The following is a 21989-nucleotide window of genomic DNA, read 5'->3' on the forward strand; positions in this document are numbered from 1 at the left end:
TTTCGCATCCAATAAAAATTTATCAATACATGAAGAGAATACACAAGGCATTCCTTTTTCCAATGGCAGCAGCGACGATCATGGTCGGCTGTAAGGATGATAAGGAAACCGCACAAGTTGAAGAGACAAGAGGGATCAACCTCGAGAACATGGATACCACCGTTACTGCCCGCGAAGATTTCTTCCGGTTCGTGAACGGGCGCTGGTTGGACACCAACCAGATCCCAGAAGACAAGACCGTATGGGGCAGTTTTAACGAATTAAGAGAACAGACCGATGCAGATGCACTTGCCCTTTTAGAGGCCGCGTCTAAAAATGAGAAGCTTGATGCGGCCAGCGACCAGGCAAAAGCGGTCTATTTGTACAAGACGATCATGGATACGGCTACCCGCAACGAGCAGGGAATAAAACCTATTGAGCCTTACCTGGCCAAGATCGAAGCAATTGAAACCAAAGAAGACCTGCAGCAATACCTTACCGAAATGCAAAAGTATGGCGGCGGCGGATTCTTCAGCTTCGGAGTGGGCGCCGATGCCAAAAATTCCAACAGGAACGCAGCTTACCTGTCTCCTGGAGGCTTAGGCCTGCCGGACCGGGATTATTATGTGGCACAGGATCCTGATTCTAAGGAAAAACGTGAAAAATATGAGGCTCATATTACCAGGATGCTTCAGTACTTAGGAGATTCAAAAGAGGAAGCAGCACTTAGCGCAAAGAAGATCCTCGCTTTTGAGACCGCTATGGCCGAGCCCAGACTGGACAAGGTGGAGCGTCGCGATGCCCGCAAGACCTATAATCCTATGACAGTGGCCCAACTTCAGAAGACCACTCCGGCTATTAACTGGAACAAATTCTTCAGCGAGATCGGGGCCAAAGATGTGGACACCGTCATTGTTCGTCAGCCCAAGTACATGGCTTCATTGCAGTCGGCACTTTCTGCCAGCAATGTAGATGACTGGAAAGAATATCTAAGATGGACCCTGTTCAATGATGCTGCCGGCATGCTGACCACCGAAATCGAAAGAGCGAACTGGGAATTCTACGAGCAGACTCTTAGAGGTGCCCAGGAGCAACTGCCAAGAGACGAGCGTGCCCTGTCAACCATCAACGGAACAGTTGGCGAAGCCCTCGGAAAATTATACGTGGAAGAACATTTCCCTGCTGAAGCCAAAGCTACTGCTGAAGAAATGATACAGAACGTGGTAAAGGCATTCGAAAACCGAATTGATCAGCTTACCTGGATGAGCGACAGCACCAAGGTAAAGGCCAAGGAAAAGCTGAACACCACTACCATTAAAGTCGGCTATCCGGATAAATGGAAAGACTACAGCACGCTTGAAGTGAAAAAGCCTGAAGAAGGCGGATCTTACTTCCAGAACATGCTGAATGCCGCCAAATGGCACGTGGAAGAGAACATGGCCAAGTTGGGGCAGCCGGTTGACAAGAGCGAGTGGTTCATGGCACCGCAGATCGTGAACGCTTACTACAACCCAAGCTACAACGAGATCGTATTCCCTGCGGCTATTTTACAGCCGCCTTTCTATGACTATAAGGCCGATGCTGCCGTGAACTACGGCGGAATTGGAGCCGTAATCGGTCATGAGATCTCTCATGGATTTGATGACAGCGGCGCACGCTTTGATGCCGATGGAAACCTGAACAACTGGTGGACCGAGAAAGACCTGGAGCAGTTCGAAACTTTAGGTGGAGCCCTGGCAGACCAGTACAGTGCCATTGAAGTGCTTGACAGCGTATACATCAACGGAAAATTCACATTAGGTGAGAACATTGGAGATTTAGGAGGTGTGAACGCCGCCTATGATGGCCTCCAGATACACCTTGAAGAACATGGAAACCCAGGAAAGATCGACGGATTCACTCCGGAGCAGCGTTTCTTTATGAGCTGGGCTACTGTTTGGAGAACCAAGATGCGAGAGGAAGCCTTGAGGAACAGGATCAAAACCGATCCGCACTCCCCAGGACAGTACCGCGCTTATGTTCCATTACAGAACATTGACGTCTTCTATGAAGCTTTCAACATTCAGGAAGGAGATCCAATGTACGTGAAGCCTGAGAACCGGGTGAAGATCTGGTAAGATTCTTCTGAAATATTAGAGGTTCTTTGTCATTCCGACGAAGGAGGAATCTCTTAAAAACTAAAATTTTCTAAGCCTCTTCTTAACAGAAGGGGCTTTTTTTATGTAAAACGACCAGATCAAATTGTTTTCGCCATAAAATAAAATTAACTTTATTACCCCTCTCCGCAGTTAGTCAACCTACTCTCTTTAATTACCGTAAGAGCCATGGACACATACAAGGAAACATTCAACACCTGGAATAAAGTAGCTAAACTCTACCAGGACAGCTTCTTTGACTTTAACCTGTACAATGACACCTATGATGCTTTTTGCGCGCTTTTGCCTGCTGCAGGCTCAAAGATCCTTGACCTGGGCTGTGGCCCCGGTAATATCACCAATTACCTTCTCCATAAGCGAGCCGATTATAAGATCACCGGGATAGATGTCTCTCCACAAATGCTGGAGCTCGCCAAAAAGAACAATCCAACTGCCGACTTTAAGGTCATGGATATCCGCGATCTGCAGACTCTCGATAAAAGATTTCACGGTATCATTGCGGGCTTCTGTGCACCCTATTTATCTGCGGAAGACCTGCGGCAGCTTTGGAAAGCAGCAACCAGATTACTTATTGATCCAGGCATTTTGTATTTCAGCTTTGTTGAAGGTGATCCGCAGGATTCAGGATATCAAACAGGAGGTGACGGTAGTCGGGTTTTCTTCTATTATCATCTTCTTTCTGATATTACTCAGGAGCTCAAGGAAAACGGCTTTGAGATAGTTCAGATCTATTACAAAATTTACCGGCGGCTTGGAAAACCGAAAGAAACACATACGATTTTGCTAACCCGGAAGATATCTTGATAAGTCGATTCACGGAGCTTTTTTTAAATTCTCCGAGAGTTCTTAAAAAAATTAACAATATATTAGCAATCAGATAATTTTTGCTTCTCCCTACACAGCAGGATTATCAGTAATAAAGCTCCAAACCTGATCATATGAAAAAACTCTGCTTATGTGTGGCATTCCTTGCCCTGGGCGCCTGTTCCACGCCTAAATATGTATTAACCACCAGTCTTAAAGACCACCAGGGTTCTTCATCTATGGGGGGCCAGGTAAGCCATTCTGCTTATACAGGCTATTCTGCCACAGGTCCCACTCACACTTACCACTATTATTCAGAGACTAAGGACTCTTCTTTAAAGCCTCTTTTGATCCCTGTGCAGACAGTGGAAGATGAAGGGTTCAAAGAGTTCAAATCCTTCGTGTATCTCTGCAACAAAGGAAAGTTCGGCAAAGCCAGAGAGATTCTGGATCAACAGGAGTTTAAGAACTCTGAAGTAGAGATCTACCTTGAGAGTCTTTTTTTGTTCATGAAAAAAAAGAATGAAGCAAGCCTTGAAAAGCTTACGACTGCTAAGCCAAATTTAATACCTCTGCATTTTGAATTGCTTAAACTTGACATTCAATATGAAATAAACAAAGGTCCCGACCTGGATAAGCCTTACTTCATTCAAAAGTACCAGGAGATCATTGACATATATGAACTTAACGAGATCCAATCTGATCTTATAAAGACGAGAATCAAATATCTTCGATATTCCTAAAAACCAACCAAAATGAAAAAATTCACCTCCCTATTTGTTCTCATGGCCCTGGGTCTGCTATTTACCAATTGCGTTGGGCCCAAGTCTCTGCAAAAACAGATAAATCGCACCGCATATGAACCTGTTCTTATCCTGGATTCTGAACAGGTGCCTGAAAAAAGTGATAAGACAATTGCTTTTGAAGTCCTGAATGAAAGTCCACTCACTCCTGAATCAACTGTTTTCAAGAATGACGGACATTTTTTATACCTGCTCGTCTTTTTCACCTACGAGTATGATATGACAATTACTCTGGGAGACAATGCTAGCAATCCGACGGCACTTTCCGTTCTGCAAAATTCCTTTTTCGGCACATTTGACAGGTCTGGGTTACTTCAAAGAACTCCTAAGGAAGAGGGCAGTGAAACAGATTACAAAGCCATAGTAAGGGTTAAAGAACTTGATATTAAGTGCGATTATATGAACAAAGGATTTGGTTTTGGAAGCTTTAGTACAGCCGAAGCCAAAGCACAGAAATCAGTAGGTAAGATTCTTCTGAATCTTGAACTATATGACCATGAGGGAGCCCTTCTTTTGGAAAAGGATTATGTGGAAAACAGGATCATGGATTTTGCCTCAAACACTACTAATTATTCTAAGGTCAAGAAAATGGCCATGAAAAACCTCGTTGAAAACCTCACAGTTACCAGCCAGGCTGTTGCCCTGGAAATGACCAGGGACATCAATGCCAGCATCCAGGGCCATAAGGAGCTTACGGCCAGTTCTGAGGTTATTAATGAAATTCCTGTAGAAAAGCAATAACCACTCCCATGTGGGCGTGCTGCTAAAACTTAGAATATCTTAGCTGAAATTACATAAAGAATTCCATCACTAGTTTTCTGTACAGCATGAAGTATACCTTTGACACCCTTAGAAATAGATGGGTGATTGCCATAATAACCCTACTGAATGTCTTCATTCCAGCTTTTTTATGGGCATATCTTCGGGATCCACAGTACCAGAACTTTTTTCCGGAAGAACTTTACCGGAATAATATTCTGCCAGTGCTTTTATTCATTCTCCCTCCGATTTACTTCATTTCAAACCGCAAGAAATTCTTTTGGAAAAAAACGGCAATTGAGATCAATGATCAAGCTAAGCAGCTGAAAATAGACGGCACCACATACCTGCTTCAGGAAATTAAGCATTACGAATTCAGAAGGGGAAGTCTTTTTAATTCTGGCACCCGGGAAAGTTTGCATCTGAAATTTGCTGATAAAACAATCTCTGTCATCCCGTGCTGGTCTTCCGCAGCGATCAAAAACTACGATGCTTTTTATCAGCATTTTCTGGTTCAAATGGAAGAGGTTCATCCCGGGAATAAAGAGAGAATTGTGTCCCCTGCTTACAAGATTACTTTTGCGATCATTTTGGTAGTTGGCATTTTTTCTTTTTTCTACTTATATAAGAACATGGGAAGAGAGGCTGCTTATGACGTACTTCCGGGCCTATTACTGGCAGTAGCTATCTTTATTCCTTTCTTTTTTAAAAAGGCAAGAACAAGCAGATAATTCCCCATGGCTTATTCAGGAACAACTAAAAAGAAGTACTTTCAAATGAAAAATTTCTTATTACTATTACTCTTAATTGGCTCATTACATGCAAGCGCCCAGCAGATCAATACCAAATTAAAACAACAGCTGGACTCTATAATGCAAGTGGACCAGGAACTCAGAAAACTCTTCACCTCTATTCCGCAGGAAGAAAAAGAGGTGATCCTGGAAAAATTCGGTTATACAGCTAAAGACCTCGAGCAAAAAGGCTGGGAGATCGTTGCGAAACAGGATACTATACATATTCATCGGGTAAAAGAGATCATCTCCAGCTATGGTTACCCCGGAAAGTCCTTGGTAGGGACCCCAACAAATAAGGCCGCCTGGTACGTGATCCAGCATTCCAACCAGCTGGAGAAATTTTTTCCTCTTATTCAAAAAGCGGGTGAGGAAAAGGAAATACCCATGACCCTTGTCGCCACCATGGAAGACAGAATACTGATGTACCGCGGAGAGGAACAGAAATACGGTACCCAGTTAAAAAGTGGAGTAATAAATGACCCTGAAACAGGGGAAAGAAAATGGCAGTTCTACTTTTGGCCTATCAGATCGCCCGAAAAGGTAAATGCGCTGAGAGAACAGGTGGGTTTTGAGAGAAGCATTGAAGAATACGCGGAATCTATGAACGTTACTTATAAAAAGCTGAAATTGGAAGATGTAAAATAGCTTGGGAATATTTAAGTTTGGCTTAAACAGGACCACATCCCATGCTGGAATATTTCATTATTTGTCTTTTCGCGCTCCTGGCTTCGGGCCTGACCTTTTTTTCGGGATTTGGTCTGGGCACCATCCTCCTGCCGGTTTTCGCGCTGTTCTTTCCGGTTGATATCTCGGTGGCACTGGTGGCCATTGTGCATTTCCTGAACAACCTTTTTAAGCTTAGTCTGATAGGGAAAAAAGCCAATAAACAGGTGCTGCTGAAATTTGGGGCGCCGGCCATCCTGGCTGCCTTTGCAGGGGCTTACCTGCTCACGCTGCTCTCAGAAACCGAGCCCCTTCTAAGTTACTCCCTGGCAGGCCGCAGCTTTGACATCACTCCGCTAAAACTGGTGATCGCTTTACTATTGTTCGTTTTTGCCCTTTTTGACATCATACCCAAACTGGTCAAACTGAATCTCGAACCAAAATACTTGCCGCTGGGCGGCACCTTGAGCGGATTCTTCGGCGGCCTATCCGGTCACCAGGGGGCTTTACGCACGGCTTTTCTCATCAGGGCAGGCCTCTCAAAAGAAGCTTTTATCGGCACCGGCATCGCCATATCGGTGCTCATCGATATTTCGAGGTTAACGGTATATTCCGCAGACATTCTCAGGACCGGTGACAGCATCGATTACGCCCTGTTGCTTGCCGCAACCCTATCTGCTTTTACAGGTGCCGTCATTGGCCACCGGGTGCTTAAAAAGATCACCATCGAAACCCTGCATCTGGCCGTGGGAATTATGCTCCTGGTTTTTTCTGTGCTGCTTGCTGCCGGCATAGTGTGATAAAGCAATTATTATGGGCAGGACCGCCCTTTCTTTAGAAAATGTTAAATTTGTGGTGAACCAGCCTTAGTTAGAGGCAAAACGAGCAATAAATTTGGAAAATTCTATCCGCCCAACGGCGAAAAGCAAACGCATCGATCTTTTAGATGTTTATCGCGGTTTTGCCCTGCTGGGCATCTTTGTAGTGAACATCGTGATCATGAACTCCACTTTCCTCAACCAGGATGAATTTGCTAAGCAGTGGACCTCGGGCATTGATCAGTTTGCTGAACGCGTGCTGCAGCTTTTCTTTTATACAAAGTTCTTTCCTATCTTTTCTTTGTTGTTCGGGCTTGGGATCTCTATGCAGGCCCTGAAGCTGAAAGCAAAAAACAAGCTTTCGTTTTCCTTTTTTGGCCGAAGAATGTTCTTCCTGTTTCTCATAGGGGTGGGACATATCCTTTTCCTTTGGTCTGGCGATGTGGTGCACCTTTATGCCCTGCTGGGCCTCTTCGTCACGCTGCTCCTTTCACGATCAAATAAGATCATCCTCTTTCTTTCAGGTTTCTTCCTCTTATTTCCTTTTTACGATGAGGTGCTTTTTTATCTCTTCGGAAAAATGAATTTTGATCCGGGAAGGTTCCTGAGCGGTTTTGATGGAGCTGAAGTGAACAGGGTGATCAACCACGGCTCTTACCTGGAAGGTTTAAAACTAAGGGCACTGGAGTATATGGCCAACCTGCCCATGCTTCTTGGTTTTCTTGCCCCGCTCGCTCTCTCCATGTTCCTGCTGGGCTTATACCTGGGGAAGAACCGCATTTACGATTCCCTTGAAAGTTATATTACAAAGATCAGGACTCCAATGCTCATTTTAGGGCTAATAACCAACGTATACAGAATTCTTTTCCTGTTCGTGTTACCAGATTACGGAATGTACTCCAACGATCTTCTGCGACCTTATTTTATAAAAGCCATGGTGCTTTCAGATGTTTTCATGGGGCTGTTCTACCTGTGGATCATTGGCTGGTTGTGGTATAATACGAAGTTGAAATTTCTTCTGAAGCCGTTGCGACATGCCGGACGTATGGCACTCACCAATTACCTTATGCAAAGTGTGATAGGACTCCTTCTGTTTTCCTCGGTCGGATTTTCACTTTATGAAACCATGAGCCCCTCACAGACTCTTTCTGTTGCCACAGCCGTTTTTGCCTTCCAGGTGCTCTACAGCAAACTCTGGCTTAGCTACTTCAAGTATGGACCTATGGAATGGCTATGGAGAAGCCTTACCTACAAAAAGGCCTTGCCTATTACCAGATCCAGTAAAAAAGAAATTCCCGAGGCAAAAGAAGGCGCTCTGTAACAAGCCGGTTTATATCGGTTGCTTGAACTCATAATCAAGCTCCCGCATCGCTTTAGATGCGGAAATGATCTTTCCTGCGGAAGGTTTTGAGTGATCAAAGAGCGGTGGTTCCAGCCCCAGTTCCTTTGCTTTTTTCTGATAGTATTCTTCCCGCGGAGGGCTAAGCGGATAAACAGCGTTGAACACCTCTCCAAAAACCTCTTTTTCGAGGATCTTTAGAATGATCCCGATGCAGTCTTCCTGATGGATCAGGTTGACCGGCCCCAGCGGATTGGAAAGGTTTTTTCTGCCCGCCAGGTACTTTACAGGATGCCGTTGAGGCCCGAACAATCCGCCAAACCTCAGCACCGTGGTCTCAAAAAAAGGATTTTTCATTAATATTTTTTCCGCGGCAGCAAGTTCTTTTCCGCCGCGGGATGTGGCGTTGGGCGCAGCAGCTTCGGTGTAGATCTTAAAGCTTTCGGTTTCTGCGTACACTGAAATAGAGCTCACAAAAAGCACTTTTTTGACCTTCGCTTTTTCAATTTCTTCGGAAAGCTTTTTAATTCCACCCGAAAAATTGAAATTCGGATCCTTTCTCAGCCCCGGCGGAATGTCCACGATCAGCACGTCTGTTTCTGCCAAAAATCCGCTGATGTCCCCCGAAATACCTTCCGCAGCCACTTTTACGAGGTAAGGCTGAATGCCTTCAGCTTTCAAACTGTCGAGCTTTGCTTCAGAAGTAGTGGAACCCTTTACCGAAGAACCTTTTTTCAGCAGCATTTTCGCCAGCGGCAAACCCAGCCAGCCGGTTCCTAAAATAGCGATGTTCTTCTTATCTGACATGATTCCTGGGGATTGGTGATTAGGGATTTGGAATTTGGAATTTGGTGCTTTCAAACCGTATCTTTTCTCTTCTCTCTATTCTATTTTCTATATTATTCCAACTTAAAAGAACTCTTCAGGATCACCGCATCATTCAGCACGAAAGGCCTGGGGATCATTTCTGGCCCACGGGGCTCCACGTCGAGTTGCGGGTGGTCAAAAAGATCATAAGCAGATTCATATAACTGAATTGTAGGGTGCATTCCCTTCTCCACCGCCATTACCAGCCTCAGGGTGTCGCGGCTCACCGGATAATACTCCAGCAACCGGTCGTTCCATCGGTTCTTGAAAACATGCAGCTCACTGAATTCCGGCTGCAGCTTTGGCGCTTCATTTCCGTTGGCAGTAAAACTTCGGAAGTCAAAATTCCTGTCCAGGTACAGCTCTAAACGGTTGATCTGCCGGTTAGGTGCGATCTTTACCGAATAAGCATCTTCTTCAGGATTGATCGAGGCTTTTTTCTCTACACTTATAAAAGGAGCCGGCACCTCCACTTTGGGAGCCACGGCTGTATGCCTGAAGGCTGATCCGTACTTACTGCTGAACTCAGGCTTTTCAGAAACTACTTCGGAAGCATTTTCAAAGTAAGGCGCATTCCACTCATCAAGTTGATGATCATACGAATTCCAGGTAGCCACATCTCTTTCTTTGTCATACACGTAAACCAGGCTGTTTGGCCGTGGTCTTTCCGCAGAAAAATCGGCTGTGAAATGCGCTACCATAAAGAACACGAGGAAGGTCAGAAAACTCAAAAAACCGAGCAACTGAAGTTTGCTGTAGCGGGAAAAAACCGGCCACAAAAGCACCCATAGCAATACCGTCAAAATTGCGGTCACAAAAATGATCTTTAGCCCCAAGGCTACCGGAAAACGTACCGTAAAATCTGTAAAGAGGAAGATGGCGGGCAAACTCAGAAGTGCCTGCACAGGCAGTTCTAATCTGGGCTTTTTCAGCATCAGGAACAGCTGGATAATTCCGAAGAAGACCGGAACGATGAAATAGGCTGCTCCCTGAAGGAACACTGCTACAAGCAGGCTCAAAAGAAGCCAGAAAAACAGCGGGGCCACAAAAAGAGCAGCTTCGTTTCCGGGCTTCCTGAAGGCATTATAAATGTAAAGCGCTACAGCCAGACTCAGAAAGGCTGCTGCAGCAATGTAAAAATAGCCGTTGTAGGTGAAGCCATGCTCCATCTCCAGGTACTGCGGATACAGGTACAACGCCAGCTCCCACAGGCCATAACTCAGCAATCCCCCAAGCACAAGCGAAAGCAGCAGGGGCAAAGATCCTTTGAACACCGCCGAAATTTGCAGGTGCTTTTTATAGAAACCGAAACCAATAACCGCAAGGAAGCCCACTGCAGCCAGCAGCAGCATGGGCCAGATCCAGGAGAACGGGTACATGACCAGGTCCAACACCGGAAGATTGAAAAATATCATATCTTCTTCAGAACTCATATCTTCTAAGGAGTTGTGGCTAAAATAATTCAGCAACGGCATGAGGTATTCACCCTGGTGCGCGAGGCTGTTGATGTCCAGGTTAACAGGCAGATCTGTCGCGGTGTGGTAGTCGAAATGATCGTCAATAAAGGCAAAATTGAATCCGTTGATATTTCCCTGCTCCCGCATCACAGTAAGGTCTGTATCGTTGGGCATCATCTTATAAATGCTGTACACGAGGGAATTCCCCACGGGATATTCCACCCCGGCTTCCAGAAATTCTTCCAGCAGCCTGCGATTACCATCATTGGTTTCCAGGAACATTAAGGAATCGCCACCGCTTCCGCGGGACTCGAAATTGAGGACTAGGCCAACATCTTTGGCCCAGGGATGTTCTTCCACAAAAATATCGGCCCCATTAAGACCAAGTTCTTCAGCATCGGAAAATAGCAGGATAATATCATTTTTCGGGGTTTTTCCGGAGGCTAAAAAAGCGCGTACGCCTTCCAGGATGGTCGCTATTCCACTGCCGGCGTCACTGGCTCCAAAAGAGGAATGCATGGCAGAGTCGTAATGCGTGAGCAGTAAGAGCGACTTGCCATTACCCGAACCTTCTATGCGGGCAAGAATGTTCTGCGGACGGGTGAGCAGTCCCTTCTTGTTGAGAGAATAGGCTTCCTGCGTCTGCACCAGAAGCCCCATTTTTTCAAGTTCTGAAACTATATAATTCCGCACTTTTCGGTGGGCAGCGCTGCCAACATAATGAGGTTCCTGAGCCAAAGCCTCTACATGCGAAAAAGCCCTTTTTACCGAGAATTCTTCCGCAGGAATATCCTGCTGCAGTTCAACATGAGGACCTGTTCCGTAGAAACTCCAGAAGATGGCAGCAACAAGGATAAGAAAGGAAAGGAGGGCTTGAATTTTTTTGCTCATAAGCCAAATATATTTAAAAGACAGGCAAGGAATAAAGCTTTCAGCTACAATATCTTAAATAATTGCTAATTGTCTTTTTGAGATTCGGAAATTTCAGGCAAAATATCTATTTTAAGAACTAATAATCAAAGACTTATGTTATGGGAATAAAAAGTTTTCAGGGAAGAAGAGCGGAGCCCGAAAAAGTGGAAACGGCCTCTGTATCGGTCTCAGATTATATGTCCACTAACCTGGTCACTTTTACTGAAGACCAGTCTATCTATGAAGTGATGGAACTGCTTATGAAGCATAGTATCTCTGGTGGATGTGTGGTCGACGAAAAGAACAACCTGGTTGGGGTCATTTCTGAAGGGGATTGTATGAAACATATTTCGGACTGTCGATATTATAATATGCCAGACGATCACAATACCGTAAAGCAACGAATGACCTGCCATGTGGAGACCATAGACGCTAACATGAACGTACTCGATGCCGCCAAGAAATTCATTGAGTGCAAATTCCGTAGGTTTCCCATCGTGAAAGACGGGAAATTGATTGGCCAGATCAGTCAGCGTGATGTATTACGCGCAGCCTTGAATCTCAAGGGAGACAACTGGCATTCTTAGATGCGCTTAACCAGGGCATAATAATCACCTTCCAGGGGCAGGTAACCCTGATCATACACAAAGTAATAGGTATTTCCGGTCTTGGTGGTGTAAATACTCGTGAAATAATCAAAATTAAAACCTTTGGCCAGCAACTTCGTCTTGCTGGTCTTTGTTTTATCGGCCGGGTTTAGTTCCTCCAGGATGCGGTAATTCTTGCGCAGCACGTTGTTCACGTTGCGCACTAGGTTCTTACGGTCCTTGTTCAGGTTGTTGTTATAGGAATTGCGGCAGTAATCACTGCAAAATTTCTTGTCGGTCCTGCCAACGATCTTCTCCCCGCATTCCAAACAGGCTTTTTCCATATTATTAAAGTTAGCACTTTTTCTTTTATGGTTTATGGTTCCTTGTTTGTGGTTTGTGGTTTAGAGTTCAAGATTTTTAGCGATATTTTTGTCTCTTGTCTCTTGTCTCTTGTCTCTAAAATTACTCAATTCCCAATACACGTTACTCCCTACTCAATTTTTCAAGCTCAAGGTTAAGATCATACTGCAGGTCTTCATGTAACTTCGGAATGTTCTTTTTCACCAGTGCCAGCTGTCGGTCAAAGAGGTTTTGCAGGGTTTTGTTGCGATGTATGGAAGGGCTAAAGCTATCCATTTTCTGAAGATAATAGATGAGCAGCTCGGTTTCGGTCTCCTTTTTACCCGAATAGCGGCTGAACTTTTTCACATTCCGAAGGATCTTGCGCATGCTTTTCTTCATGAAATAATAGCTGCTGCGGTTGATCTCTTGAAATTGTTCATCCATTTCCTGTTTTACGGCTTCAATATAGCCTTCTTCATCGGCCGCGGAAAAAAGCAGGTAGGTAAGCAGTTCCTTGTTCTCTTTTTTGAAGCGGGAGAGACGCAAGACGATCTCGAGGAGCTCCCGGGGCGAGCGGTGTTTGAGTTCATCTTTGAGTTCTTTGACCGAAGCGGGTTTCATCATTTTAGACAGTTTTTTCCGAAGAGATAATATTACAAAAATTAAGTGGTGCAGGCGATTTACCGTGTACAAACGCTTACAAACGAATGTAAACGAAAACAAATCAGTATCAACCGGTTATGGGTTTTTTGACGTGGTATGTTTGTCTCGTTGAAATGAACGAATGATTTTCAACTAAACTAATTCTTTAATCATGAATACATTAAGAAACAAAGTACAGTTGATTGGCCACGTAGGTAACGCACCCGAGATCCTAACTCTTGAATCGGGTAAAAAGCTGGCAAAATTCTCTATCGCCACCAATGAGACCTACAAGAACAACAAAGGAGAAAAGATCACCGACACGCAATGGCACAATGTGGTGGCCTGGGGCAAGACCGCAGAACTGGTTGAAAATTATGTACCTAAAGGTAAGGAGATCGGCGTGGAAGGAAAACTTACCAGCCGCACCTATGAAGATAAAGAGGGCAAAAAAAGGTATATCACAGAAGTAGTATGCAATGAGCTGCTGTTACTCGGAAAATAAGGACTTGTATACAATAATACATACGATCATGAATAATTTAAAAAACCATGTACAGCTGTCCGGAAATGTGGGAAAGGCACCAGAGATCCTGAACCTGAGCACCGGCAAAAAACTGGCCCGATTCTCTCTGGCCACCCGTGAGACCTACCGCAATCATTTAGGAGAAAAGATCACGGATACGCAATGGCACGCCATCGTTGCCTGGGGCAAAATCGCCGAAATGATAGAAAAAGAAGTACCTAAAGGCAAGGCAGTAGAAATTGAAGGAAAGCTAAGCAGTCGCAGTTATACTGATAAGAACGGAAACAGAAAATATGTGACCGAGGTTTTGTGCAGGGAACTGCTGTTTCCCGAAAAATAAATATTGTAAAGAAAAATCCCATCATACCGGTGGGATTTTCTTTTTTAAGGGATACGTTACCAGTGTAAAACAGCATATTTCAGCAGGTTATTAAATATTTCCTATATTTAAACTTCCCAAAATCTTCCCCTTAATACATTCCGAATTATGCCTGCTTCAAAATCGTAACCTAAAACCGATCAATATGAAAAATGTTTTCACACTACTATCGCTTGGATTATTATTCTTTGGAAGCGTACAGGCACAATCTTCAGGCAATTCATCAGACAAAGTTAAAGCCTACATTCTCGAGGCCGGGGAAAAGATGGAACAGGCGCTGGCAAACAAGGATGCGGAAAAGTTTGGTTCATATTTCGCAGATGATGCCTTGTTCAAACTCTCAGGCCAGGAGGCCCTACATGGTCAACAGGCTGTAATTCAAGCTCACAAGGGGATGGTGGCCAATGGATTGAAACTTAACATCAATGCGGAGGAAGTCCACAGCTTTGGTAATTATGCTGCCGAAATTGGAAATTACGAGATCACCTCCCCCGACGGGCAAGTAATCGACAAAGGAACTTATTCCACGCTGTGGAAGAAAAATGGCAATGAGTGGAAAATTTACCGGGATATTGTCAGCACCTCGATGAAATGAACAGGAAATAGAAGTTAAACTATAAGTACAACCAAAAACCCGCTTTCAGAGGCGGGTTTGGTTTTTATTTTCTTTTCAAGGTAAGTTTCTCATAAGCCCTTATCTTTTTGATCCCGTGAATGCCTGCCGCCATTCCTGTCAATCCGTAGGATACAAAGCACAGTACGGCGAGCCCAATAAAGAATTGTGAATAGGGTGATAAATTTGCGAACAGGAACTGTGATACCCATACAACAATTGGAAGACTCAACCACTTATTTTTTCGGCTGTACCTGGCCAGTTTTACCAGGAAAGGAAGAAAGAATAAAAAGGGAATAAATCCGTACACAATTGAAAAAACCAAGATAACGTAAGAAGTTTCGTAGAAATTATTATAGTCGAACTCAGAAAGACCAAGCAGGTCAAGAAAGATGAAGATCGAGATTATTGTATGTCCTAAACCTGTTGTAAAGTAAAATCGGTACAGGTAAATAATATACTCATCTTCGGTCGGCAAACGCACTTCTGGGAGCATGACAATTCATTTTTACAGCTTTCTCACGATCAACAGAGAGAGATCCTGTACATGAAATTAGAAAATATCACCAGTATATTTCCTGATTTTTGTCAATCTGCAGATTTAAAAGAAGATCTCCTGCGCCAGTCTGAAAGTGTTGGCATGAGCATCAACTATATTTTTAATATGCGGCGAATAACCGCCGCCCATGCTCACCTCTACGGGGATATTCAGGTCATGACAGGTCTGTAGTACGAACCGGTCTCGTTCCTTGCATCCTGCTTCAGTACAGGCGAGTTTCCCCAGTTTATCGGTCGCCAGTATGTCTACTCCGCTCAGGTAAAAGATAAAATCGGGCTTCTGTTTTTCGATAAGTTTTGGGAGAGTCTGTTTTAGTATCCTGAGGTATTCTTCATCCCGGATTCCATTCTCCAGCTCAATATCCAGGTCAGATCTCTCTTTTTTAAATGGATAATTATTCTTCCCATGCATGGAAAAGGTGAAGACGGAATCATCACCTGCAAAGATCTCGGCAGTTCCGTTTCCCTGGTGCACGTCAAGATCTACCATCAGGATCTTTTTAGACAGGCCCTTCCGAAGCAGCCATTTCGCTGCCACCGCCTGATCGTTGAACATGCAAAATCCTTCTCCCATATTGGTATAGGCGTGGTGAGTACCACCTGCAACGTTCATGGCGATGCCATACCTTAAGGCATACTCTGCAGCTTTTATGGTACCTGAGGCAATAAGGAATTCGCGCTCTACAAGCCTTTTTGAAAGGGGTAATCCAATCTTCCGTGCTTCCCTGTAGCTAAGGGTCTGTTGCTTTAAAGCCTCCACGTATTCCTTATCATGAACCGCAAGAATATCGGCTTCATCAGGGAAGTCAGGTTCAAAGAAATTTTCTTCGGTACAGGTGCCTTCGTGCAGAAGTTGCTGCGGCACCAGCTCATACTTTTCCATCGGGAAACGGTGGCCTTTTGGCAAAGGCAGGACGTATATGGGATGGTAAGCGATCTTGAGCATTCGGTTTAAATTAGACCTAACAGGTTTTGGAAACCTGTTAGGTCTGTCAAAATTTTATCCTATGAAATCACCGTCCCCTCCTTCACCCCTTCTTCATCGGGGTTCACGAAAACAAGTTTTCCTTCCTTGTTCTCTGTCATTAAGATCATGCCTTCGCTCTCTACCCCGCGCAACTTTCTTGGAGCCAGGTTCACCAGCACAGTCACTTTTTTGCCAATAATCTCTTCAGGTTTGAAGCTTTGGGCGATACCCGAAACAATGGTTCTCACATCGATACCGGTGTCAACTTTCAGGACCAGAAGCTTATTGGCTTTTGGCATTTTTTCAGCCTCTACAATGGTTCCAACCCGCAGGTCCATCTTGGTGAAATCCTCAAAAGTGGTGATCTCCTTCTGGGGTTCGGCTTTTTTATTTTCAGCTTCGTTCGCTGTTTTTGTCGCTTCCAGTTTTTCCAATTGTTTCTGAATTTGTTCGTCTTCAATTTTTGAGAAAAGCAATTCTGCTTTTCCTATTTCGTGCCCGGCAGGCAATAATTCGGTCCTCTGGCCTATCTGTTCCCACTCGTTCTCTTCGGAATCTTCCAACACCACTCCACTGGTACTGATGACCGCTTCTGAAGAGGATTTGCCATAATCAAGCATGTTCTTCAGCTTTTCCGCAGTAAACGGCAGGAAAGGCTCACTCAGTGTGGCTAAAGCCGAAGCTATCTGCAGGGCAACATACATGATGGTCTTCACCCTTTCCTCATCGGTCTTAATTAGCTTCCACGGCTCTTCATCGGCCAAATATTTGTTCCCCAGACGGGCCACGTTCATTAACTCTGCCTGGGCTTCCCTGAAACGGTAGCGCTCAATAGAGCTGGCGATCACTGCCGGATAAGCGCGAAGTTCGGCCAGTACCTGTTCGTCTATTTCTGTATAGTTCCCAGGTTCAGGTACGATCCCGTCGTAATACTTGTTGGTAAGCACCACCACTCTGTTGATGAAGTTTCCAAAAATGGCTACCAGTTCGTTATTGTTCCTGGCCTGGAAATCTTTCCAGGTGAAATCGTTATCCTTGGTTTCGGGCGCGTTGGCGGTCAAAACGTATCTCAACACATCCTGCTGGCCGGGAAATTCTTCCAGGTATTCATGCAGCCATACCGCCCAGTTCTTTGAGGTGGAAAGCTTTTTGCCCTCCAGGTTCAAAAATTCGTTCGCGGGTACATTTTCCGGAAGCACATAGCTGCCTTCAGCCTTAAGCATGGCCGGGAATATGATGCAATGGAAGACGATGTTATCTTTCCCAATAAAATGAACGAGTTTGGTGTTTTCATCCTTCCAGTAAGGCTCCCAGTCTTTGCCGGTCTTCTCTGCCCATTCTTTGGTTGAGGAAATGTAACCTATAGGCGCATCAAACCATACGTAAAGTACCTTGCCTTCTGCCCCTTCAACCGGCACGGGAATTCCCCAGTCAAGATCCCGAGTCACCGCACGAGGCCTTAAACCATCGTCTATCCAGGATTTTACCTGTCCGTAAACATTCGGTTTCCAGTCCTTCTTATGGCCTTCCAGGATCCACTCCTTAAGCCATCCTTCATATTGATCAAGCGGCAAAAACCAGTGGCGGGTTTCCTTGAGAACCGGAGTTGCCCCTGTAATAGCCGATTTTGGGTTGATAAGATCTGTAGCGTTATGACTAGTTCCGCACTTTTCGCACTGGTCACCATAACTTTCCTCATAACCGCACTTGGGGCAAGTTCCCACCACGAAACGGTCGGCCAGGAATTGCTGCGCCTGCTCGTCATATAACTGCTGCGTGGACTCTTCAGTGAACTTTCCGGTGTCGTAGAGTTTTTTGAAGAATTCCGAAGCGGTCTTATGGTGCACTTTTGCAGAGGTGCGCGAATAATTGTTGAATGAAATTCCGAAGTCCTCAAAAGACTTTTTTATGATCTTGTGGTACTTGTCCACCACATCCTGCGGAGTTACCCCCTCCTTTTTGGCCTTTATGGTAATCGGTACTCCGTGCTCATCACTACCGCACACAAACGCCACATCCTGCCCCTGCATTCTTAAGAAGCGGGCATAAATATCGGCGGGTACGTAAACCCCGGCCAGGTGGCCAATATGGATAGGTCCGTTAGTGTATGGCAAAGCTGCCGTGATCGTATATCTGTTAGAGGATTCCATCAAATTTTCAGGTTGAATTTTAAAGGCTGTAAAGTTAAGCAAGTGCAGGGGAATACACGTTAAATTCTTGTAAAAGGCCGAGGGAGTGGAGGTATTCCTCACTAAATTTAAGAAAAAAAGCTATGAGATTACTTTTACTTGTTTGTACTTTATTCGTCCTGACTTCCTGTGGTAATAAAAAAATTACCGCCAGTTCTCCGGAAAAATTCGATATGGAGGTTCTGGCCGATGTTATTGCCCAGCAGGACCTGGAGAACATTTATCCTGAAGCGCAGATCGCTAACGGAAGTGAATTCTTTGAAGAAGGAACGGTAGAACGCTCCTATTCGATACTTTATCCGCATTCAACTGATAAGATCCTGGTCATCTGGAAAGATCCTGAACGCACCGAACTGCACCAGATCTACCTTGACGGAAAAAGCCGCTGGCGCTCAAAAACCGGGATACATATTGGAACCACTTATGAGGAACTGGTAGAGCTCAATGGCGGTCCTTTAAAATTCTACGGCTTTGGCTGGGACTACAGCGGCGCGGTTGACTGGAACAAGGGCGGATTGGAGAATTCCAACATCCGGGTATTTCTTGAACCAACCGTAGCTCCTCCCCGAGATTTTTATACAGATAAGGTGATTGAGACCACAGAAGATGAGATCGACAACCTTAAACTCAGGGTCAGGGCTATCATACTTCAACAGCCCGAGGTAACGGGAAATAATTAATGGCCGATCACAATGCCCTGGGGCAGGAAGGCGAGGAAATGGCAGTAGCCTTCCTGGTGAAAAAAGGTTTCCATATCCTGGAACGCAATTACCGTTTCCAAAAAGCCGAAGTGGATATCCTGGCCCAAAAGGAGGATATTTTGGCTGCGGTGGAAGTTAAAACCCGCAGTACACCAGATTTTGGAGATCCGCAGGAGTTTGTCAAGAAAAAACAGATCAATCTTCTGGTAAAAGCTGTAGATCATTACGTTAATGATAATAAACTTGAGGTCGAGGTGAGATTTGACATTATCGCGATCATCAGGAACAAAGCAGGTACGCGTATTGAGCACCTGGAGGACGCTTTTCTACACTTCTGAAAAACTCTTCTGCGGAAGATTTAGCGGTCCACTATCTTAATGTCGTAAACCTCATAGAGGTTGTCGTAGTCGTACTCCATGTTCTTTTTGAGGTATTCAATGATCCTTTTTTTGGCTGTCTCTTGATCCATGGTCGTATCCTTCAGCATAATAGTGGCTCCAAAGGTCACCACCGGCGTATCCTGAAATTTCTCGTTGGTAAAGGTCACTCCTTTGTGCAGCACCTTGATATAGGAAAGATTTTGCAGTTCAGAATCCAATATTTCAGTAAGCTCGGTATTCATGCTGGCCTTCCGCAGAAATGGAGGCTGACTGAACTGCCAGAACATCATCGCACCGATTCCGATCACTACCAAACCGGTGGTCACAAGGCCCATCATTTTACTGCCTTTTAAAAATCGGACTCCCCGCGGATTTACTTTTCCGTAGAAATAGAAAACTAGGGTTGCAGTTAAATGGATGCCGAGCAACTGCAATAGGATCCTGAACAGGCTGCTGAAAACCACCTGCCAATCCATCATATACAGCCCGGCACCCACCAAACCAACGGGCGGCGCCAGGGAAGCCGCAACCAAAATTCCCACTGCCGCGCCTGAAACCAAACTGTCGCGCTCGCTTTGGCAGATATTCACCGCACCGGCAAAGCCTGAAACCAGCGGAAGTAATACCGCGAATTTCGAAACCTGGCTTATCTCTTCCATTAAAGGCGTAAGGGTTGTAAGCGGAAACAACAGCGTCATGAGAAAACTTGCCACTATTCCCACCAGAATGGCCATCCCATACCGGCCAAGACTGCTTTTTAAAAGATCTGTCTTACCGGCTGCGGTTCCCAAAGCGGCATTCATGGCCGGACCTGCAAAGGGAGCTACCAGCATGGCGGCCACGAGTAAAAAATTAACATTGGTGAATAACCCAATCCAAACAATTATTCCCGAAACGAATGAATATCCTATGAGCCCGAAGATCGAGCCTACACTTTGAATTCCTCCCAAATAGATCTCTAGGGAACTCTTTGGTTGTACATCTGCTACCTGGTCGGGAGCTTCTGAAGCCGGGGGATACAAAGCGATAACGCCCCTTGGGATCAAATTCACCTCGGGTTCCTCGTAATCATCGATCTTCTTCAAAAAATCATTTACTTTTTGGTTGGGAAGGTAGATATAGAACACATCCTGGTCGCCATTAGCAAAATGAATAGTGTTTTTTCCGCTGAATTCTTCAACGGTTTTAAGAACCTCATCTTTGTGTCCTCCCGGGATCTTAAGGATAAGCTGTCGCATGAAAAATAGATTTTAATCTGCCAGTAACAGGCTCTCTTACAAGATAAAAGAATCGGCAGAGAAGCACATTTCCCTTAAGGGAACTTTAAGGAATTCGGATTAAATATGCTCCAAAAGTGCATAACACTGAAGATTTATAGAAATCTTAAGGAAATCACGGCAGTCACTGCTTAACTTTAAAATGCACTTCTAACTGCCACCATTATGGATTTGATGACCATCATTTTCTTCATAAGTATCCTGATGATCCTGGCTGGTGGTTTTTTCCGAAAAATTCAGGATATCTCCGTTACCGAACCTTTGCTGGCCCTCATTTTGGGAGTGGTGGTTGGACCAGATGTACTGAATCTTATTAAATCCTCTGATCCTGAAACAGAATTTAAAGTGCTGGAAATTGCCTGTCAATTTACCATTGCCATGGCTCTAATGGCAACTGCCTTACGATTGCCAAAGCACATTTTCAGAAAAAATGCCACGTCGCTTTCAAACCTGGTGATCTTTGGGATGATCTTGATGTGGCTGCTGGGCAGTGGAGTCTTCTACTTTCTCTTTCCAAATTTCACTCTTTTTGAATGCCTTCTAATCGGCGCTATTGTTACACCTACAGATCCGGTAGTGGCATCTACCCTGGTAACAGGAAGAAAAGCAGAGAAATATTTACCGGCAAAGTTGAGAAACACTCTTTCGTTTGAGGCAGGTGTTAATGACGGCCTGGCATACCCTATTGTTTTTTTGGTTCTGTACCTGATGGGCGCAGGTTCCGGAGATCTGGGAACCTGGTTTACCAAGGTCCTGCTTTATGAAAGCATTCTCTCCGCGATTCTAGCTTATGCGGTAGGATATGGTTGTGGATTCCTGATGAAAATAACGCATAAAGCCGGTTATCTCAATGCCAAAACCTTATTATCATTTTCAATAGCCGTTGCCCTACTTCTTTTAGGAGGTTTCCACCTGTTAAAAATGAATCCCATTATTGCTGTTTTTGTAGGTGGCTTTGCTTTTGCCAAGGACATTACGGCTAAAGAAGACCTCAAGGAAGAGAGGATCCAGGAGACGATGGAACGGCTAACGACTATTCCGGTATTCTTTATCCTGGGCTTAATGCTACCCTGGCAGGAGTGGATCAAAATGGGTTGGACACCGGTATGGATCATCGTGCTTATCCTGTTCCTTAAAAGGCTGCCGGCACTTCTGCTCCTTATGCCGGTCATGCCTCAATTTCGGAAGAAAATATACAGCGTGCTCATCATGGGTTGGTTTGGCCCTATTGGAGTGGCTGCTCTTTATTACGCAGTGCTTTCAAAAAACAAAGCGCATTTTGAGGAGGCCTGGATCATTCCCAGCCTTATCGTAGCGGCTTCAACAGTAGTTCATGGTTTGACCAGTGTTCCTTTGGAAAAAATCTATCATCAACAAACTGAAGGAACCAATGAACGGGAAAATCTTGACAGCGGTGAATAAAAAGACCTAACAGGTCGTGGGGACCTGTTAGGTCTATAAAATGTCATTTACG

At 44.8% G+C, this 21989-nt stretch carries 23 protein-coding genes; 15 read left to right on the forward strand and 8 right to left on the reverse strand.

What is annotated here, in order from left to right:
• Positions 1-29 precede the first annotated feature (29 nt).
• The 8 genes from BLS64_RS01180 to BLS64_RS01215 all read left to right on the forward strand — a co-directional run bounded on the left by BLS64_RS01180 (position 30) and on the right by BLS64_RS01215 (position 8097).
• The gene (locus BLS64_RS01180) at positions 30-2096 is read left to right on the forward strand and encodes a M13 family metallopeptidase (protein ID WP_093110921.1); all 2067 of its coding nucleotides are present in this window, start codon (positions 30-32) and stop codon (positions 2094-2096) included.
• A 207-nt stretch (positions 2097-2303) separates the two neighbouring features.
• Entirely contained in the window at positions 2304-2939 is a 636-nt protein-coding gene (locus tag BLS64_RS01185; RefSeq protein ID WP_093110923.1) for a class I SAM-dependent DNA methyltransferase, read from the forward strand.
• A 134-nt stretch (positions 2940-3073) separates the two neighbouring features.
• Positions 3074-3682, forward strand: a complete 609-nt coding sequence (locus BLS64_RS01190) for a hypothetical protein (RefSeq protein WP_093228599.1) — start codon at positions 3074-3076, stop codon at positions 3680-3682.
• Between the two features lie 12 nt (positions 3683-3694).
• On the forward strand, positions 3695-4483 hold the full coding sequence (locus BLS64_RS01195) for a hypothetical protein (protein WP_093110927.1): 789 nt from the start codon (positions 3695-3697) through the stop codon (positions 4481-4483).
• Between the two features lie 86 nt (positions 4484-4569).
• The gene (locus BLS64_RS01200) at positions 4570-5232 is read left to right on the forward strand and encodes a hypothetical protein (RefSeq protein WP_093110929.1); all 663 of its coding nucleotides are present in this window, start codon (positions 4570-4572) and stop codon (positions 5230-5232) included.
• A 45-nt stretch (positions 5233-5277) separates the two neighbouring features.
• Entirely contained in the window at positions 5278-5940 is a 663-nt protein-coding gene (locus BLS64_RS01205) for a DUF6624 domain-containing protein (protein ID WP_143019254.1), read from the forward strand.
• A gap of 41 nt (positions 5941-5981) precedes the next feature.
• Positions 5982-6758, forward strand: a complete 777-nt coding sequence (locus BLS64_RS01210) for a sulfite exporter TauE/SafE family protein (protein ID WP_245693348.1) — start codon at positions 5982-5984, stop codon at positions 6756-6758.
• Positions 6759-6852: 94 nt separating this feature from the next.
• Complete coding sequence (locus BLS64_RS01215) at positions 6853-8097, forward strand: DUF418 domain-containing protein (protein ID WP_245693349.1); 1245 nt, start codon at positions 6853-6855, stop codon at positions 8095-8097.
• A gap of 9 nt (positions 8098-8106) precedes the next feature.
• Here BLS64_RS01215 and BLS64_RS01220 read toward each other — a convergent pair whose 3' ends face one another.
• Both BLS64_RS01220 and BLS64_RS01225 read right to left on the reverse strand, forming a co-directional pair.
• Positions 8107-8922, reverse strand: coding sequence for an NAD(P)H-binding protein (locus BLS64_RS01220; protein WP_093110933.1), 816 nt, complete (start codon positions 8920-8922; stop codon positions 8107-8109).
• A 92-nt stretch (positions 8923-9014) separates the two neighbouring features.
• Positions 9015-11330 carry a M20/M25/M40 family metallo-hydrolase gene (locus BLS64_RS01225; protein ID WP_093110935.1) on the reverse strand — a complete coding sequence of 772 codons (2316 nt, stop codon included), beginning with the start codon at positions 11328-11330 and terminating at the stop codon, positions 9015-9017.
• A gap of 140 nt (positions 11331-11470) precedes the next feature.
• Here BLS64_RS01225 and BLS64_RS01230 point away from each other — a divergent pair, with 140 nt between their 5' ends.
• On the forward strand, positions 11471-11938 hold the full coding sequence (locus BLS64_RS01230) for a CBS domain-containing protein (protein ID WP_093110937.1): 468 nt from the start codon (positions 11471-11473) through the stop codon (positions 11936-11938).
• Here the strand turns inward: BLS64_RS01230 and BLS64_RS01235 are convergent.
• The gene (locus BLS64_RS01235; protein WP_093110939.1) at positions 11935-12282 is read right to left on the reverse strand and encodes a hypothetical protein; all 348 of its coding nucleotides are present in this window, start codon (positions 12280-12282) and stop codon (positions 11935-11937) included. The genes BLS64_RS01230 and BLS64_RS01235 overlap by 4 nt on opposite strands.
• Before the next feature lie 142 nt (positions 12283-12424).
• On the reverse strand, positions 12425-12904 hold the full coding sequence (locus BLS64_RS01240) for a hypothetical protein (RefSeq protein ID WP_093112223.1): 480 nt from the start codon (positions 12902-12904) through the stop codon (positions 12425-12427).
• Between the two features lie 193 nt (positions 12905-13097).
• On the opposite strand from BLS64_RS01240, the gene BLS64_RS01245 reads away from it, so the two are divergent.
• The 3 genes from BLS64_RS01245 to BLS64_RS01255 all read left to right on the forward strand — a co-directional run bounded on the left by BLS64_RS01245 (position 13098) and on the right by BLS64_RS01255 (position 14425).
• Positions 13098-13430: a single-stranded DNA-binding protein gene (locus BLS64_RS01245; RefSeq protein ID WP_093110941.1), complete on the forward strand. Its 333-nt coding sequence runs from the start codon at positions 13098-13100 to the stop codon at positions 13428-13430.
• Positions 13431-13458: 28 nt separating this feature from the next.
• On the forward strand, positions 13459-13791 hold the full coding sequence (locus BLS64_RS01250) for a single-stranded DNA-binding protein (RefSeq protein WP_093110943.1): 333 nt from the start codon (positions 13459-13461) through the stop codon (positions 13789-13791).
• Between the two features lie 184 nt (positions 13792-13975).
• Positions 13976-14425, forward strand: a complete 450-nt coding sequence (locus BLS64_RS01255) for a YybH family protein (protein WP_093110945.1) — start codon at positions 13976-13978, stop codon at positions 14423-14425.
• A 64-nt stretch (positions 14426-14489) separates the two neighbouring features.
• Here the strand turns inward: BLS64_RS01255 and BLS64_RS01260 are convergent, their stop codons facing one another.
• From BLS64_RS01260 to metG, 3 genes are all read right to left on the reverse strand, one after another.
• Positions 14490-14939 (reverse strand): hypothetical protein, encoded by a 450-nt coding sequence (locus BLS64_RS01260; protein WP_093110947.1) that lies wholly within the window; start codon positions 14937-14939, stop codon positions 14490-14492.
• Between the two features lie 105 nt (positions 14940-15044).
• Positions 15045-15947 carry a histone deacetylase family protein gene (locus BLS64_RS01265; protein ID WP_093110949.1) on the reverse strand — a complete coding sequence of 301 codons (903 nt, stop codon included), beginning with the start codon at positions 15945-15947 and terminating at the stop codon, positions 15045-15047.
• Between the two features lie 59 nt (positions 15948-16006).
• Positions 16007-18118: a methionine--tRNA ligase gene (metG, locus tag BLS64_RS01270; protein WP_245693350.1), complete on the reverse strand. Its 2112-nt coding sequence runs from the start codon at positions 18116-18118 to the stop codon at positions 16007-16009.
• A 122-nt stretch (positions 18119-18240) separates the two neighbouring features.
• Between metG and BLS64_RS01275 the strand changes: the two genes are divergently transcribed.
• On the forward strand, positions 18241-18837 hold the full coding sequence (locus tag BLS64_RS01275) for a hypothetical protein (RefSeq protein WP_093110951.1): 597 nt from the start codon (positions 18241-18243) through the stop codon (positions 18835-18837).
• Positions 18837-19196 carry a YraN family protein gene (locus tag BLS64_RS01280; RefSeq protein ID WP_093110953.1) on the forward strand — a complete coding sequence of 120 codons (360 nt, stop codon included), beginning with the start codon at positions 18837-18839 and terminating at the stop codon, positions 19194-19196. The genes BLS64_RS01275 and BLS64_RS01280 overlap by 1 nt, the downstream gene beginning before the upstream one ends.
• A 20-nt stretch (positions 19197-19216) precedes the next feature.
• Here BLS64_RS01280 and BLS64_RS01285 read toward each other — a convergent pair whose 3' ends face one another.
• Positions 19217-20476, reverse strand: coding sequence for a DUF389 domain-containing protein (locus BLS64_RS01285; RefSeq protein WP_093110955.1), 1260 nt, complete (start codon positions 20474-20476; stop codon positions 19217-19219).
• A gap of 204 nt (positions 20477-20680) precedes the next feature.
• Between BLS64_RS01285 and BLS64_RS01290 the strand changes: the two genes are divergently transcribed.
• Entirely contained in the window at positions 20681-21937 is a 1257-nt protein-coding gene (locus BLS64_RS01290) for a cation:proton antiporter (protein WP_093110957.1), read from the forward strand.
• Positions 21938-21989 lie beyond the last annotated feature (52 nt).

The sequence above is a fragment of the Salinimicrobium catena genome (assembly GCF_900102915.1).
Classification (GTDB): domain Bacteria; phylum Bacteroidota; class Bacteroidia; order Flavobacteriales; family Flavobacteriaceae; genus Salinimicrobium; species Salinimicrobium catena.

Coding starts and splice junctions, on each gene's coding strand:
- BLS64_RS01180 (WP_093110921.1), top strand. CDS start 30: ATGAAGAGAATACACAAGGCATTCCTTTTTCCAATGGCAGCAGCGACG.
- BLS64_RS01185 (WP_093110923.1), top strand. CDS start 2,304: ATGGACACATACAAGGAAACATTCAACACCTGGAATAAAGTAGCTAAA.
- BLS64_RS01190 (WP_093228599.1), top strand. CDS start 3,074: ATGAAAAAACTCTGCTTATGTGTGGCATTCCTTGCCCTGGGCGCCTGT.
- BLS64_RS01195 (WP_093110927.1), top strand. CDS start 3,695: ATGAAAAAATTCACCTCCCTATTTGTTCTCATGGCCCTGGGTCTGCTA.
- BLS64_RS01200 (WP_093110929.1), top strand. CDS start 4,570: ATGAAGTATACCTTTGACACCCTTAGAAATAGATGGGTGATTGCCATA.
- BLS64_RS01205 (WP_143019254.1), top strand. CDS start 5,278: ATGAAAAATTTCTTATTACTATTACTCTTAATTGGCTCATTACATGCA.
- BLS64_RS01210 (WP_245693348.1), top strand. CDS start 5,982: ATGCTGGAATATTTCATTATTTGTCTTTTCGCGCTCCTGGCTTCGGGC.
- BLS64_RS01220 (WP_093110933.1), bottom strand. CDS start 8,922: ATGTCAGATAAGAAGAACATCGCTATTTTAGGAACCGGCTGGCTGGGT.
- BLS64_RS01225 (WP_093110935.1), bottom strand. CDS start 11,330: ATGAGCAAAAAAATTCAAGCCCTCCTTTCCTTTCTTATCCTTGTTGCT.
- BLS64_RS01230 (WP_093110937.1), top strand. CDS start 11,471: ATGGGAATAAAAAGTTTTCAGGGAAGAAGAGCGGAGCCCGAAAAAGTG.
- BLS64_RS01235 (WP_093110939.1), bottom strand. CDS start 12,282: ATGGAAAAAGCCTGTTTGGAATGCGGGGAGAAGATCGTTGGCAGGACC.
- BLS64_RS01240 (WP_093112223.1), bottom strand. CDS start 12,904: ATGAAACCCGCTTCGGTCAAAGAACTCAAAGATGAACTCAAACACCGC.
- BLS64_RS01245 (WP_093110941.1), top strand. CDS start 13,098: ATGAATACATTAAGAAACAAAGTACAGTTGATTGGCCACGTAGGTAAC.
- BLS64_RS01250 (WP_093110943.1), top strand. CDS start 13,459: ATGAATAATTTAAAAAACCATGTACAGCTGTCCGGAAATGTGGGAAAG.
- BLS64_RS01255 (WP_093110945.1), top strand. CDS start 13,976: ATGAAAAATGTTTTCACACTACTATCGCTTGGATTATTATTCTTTGGA.
- BLS64_RS01260 (WP_093110947.1), bottom strand. CDS start 14,939: ATGCTCCCAGAAGTGCGTTTGCCGACCGAAGATGAGTATATTATTTAC.
- BLS64_RS01265 (WP_093110949.1), bottom strand. CDS start 15,947: ATGCTCAAGATCGCTTACCATCCCATATACGTCCTGCCTTTGCCAAAA.
- metG (WP_245693350.1), bottom strand. CDS start 18,118: ATGGAATCCTCTAACAGATATACGATCACGGCAGCTTTGCCATACACT.
- BLS64_RS01275 (WP_093110951.1), top strand. CDS start 18,241: ATGAGATTACTTTTACTTGTTTGTACTTTATTCGTCCTGACTTCCTGT.
- BLS64_RS01280 (WP_093110953.1), top strand. CDS start 18,837: ATGGCCGATCACAATGCCCTGGGGCAGGAAGGCGAGGAAATGGCAGTA.
- BLS64_RS01285 (WP_093110955.1), bottom strand. CDS start 20,476: ATGCGACAGCTTATCCTTAAGATCCCGGGAGGACACAAAGATGAGGTT.
- BLS64_RS01290 (WP_093110957.1), top strand. CDS start 20,681: ATGGATTTGATGACCATCATTTTCTTCATAAGTATCCTGATGATCCTG.